The organism is Corallococcus sp. AB049A (assembly GCF_003668885.1).
GTDB lineage: Bacteria > Myxococcota > Myxococcia > Myxococcales > Myxococcaceae > Corallococcus > Corallococcus interemptor.
The window spans coordinates 1-436 of record NZ_RAWL01001160.1; the positions used below are offsets into that span (position 1 = coordinate 1).

The window sequence follows — 436 nt, forward strand, 5'->3', positions numbered from 1 at the left end:
GTAGTGGGCCTGCATGGGTTTGATGCAGGACGCGTCGTCCTGGCTGCAGCCGCTGTATTCCAGTCCCGCAGGCTTCCGGCCCATCGCCTGCAGGAAATCCTGGCATTCGATATCCGGTCGCGCCAGGCCATCCGCACGCCCCTGCGCTTCCCACGCGGCCAGCGCCTGCGCAGTCGTCTGCTGCGCAATCACGTTGGCGGCGAACAGCAATGCCGCCAGCCCCAGCAGCAAGCGCGCGCTACGCAGCGGCAACCGGCCAATCGTCTCAGGGCGATCCTTCGCAGGCAGTCACAGGAATGCCAACCGATGCCGTGCTATCGCCGTGCCATCGTCTGCTCGCTGAAGCGTGCCACGCAGAAGTCCAGGAAACTGCGCAGCTTGGGCGTCAGCTGGCGGTCGCGCGGGTACACCAGGTTGATCCACGTCGACACCGGCA

General features: G+C 66.1%; 1 protein-coding gene. It reads right to left on the reverse strand.

Annotated features, from left to right (window positions below):
- On the reverse strand, positions 1-231 hold a 231-nt coding region (locus D7X55_RS46630; protein WP_121725767.1), incomplete at its 3' end, for a DUF4952 domain-containing protein.
- Positions 232-436 lie beyond the last annotated feature (205 nt).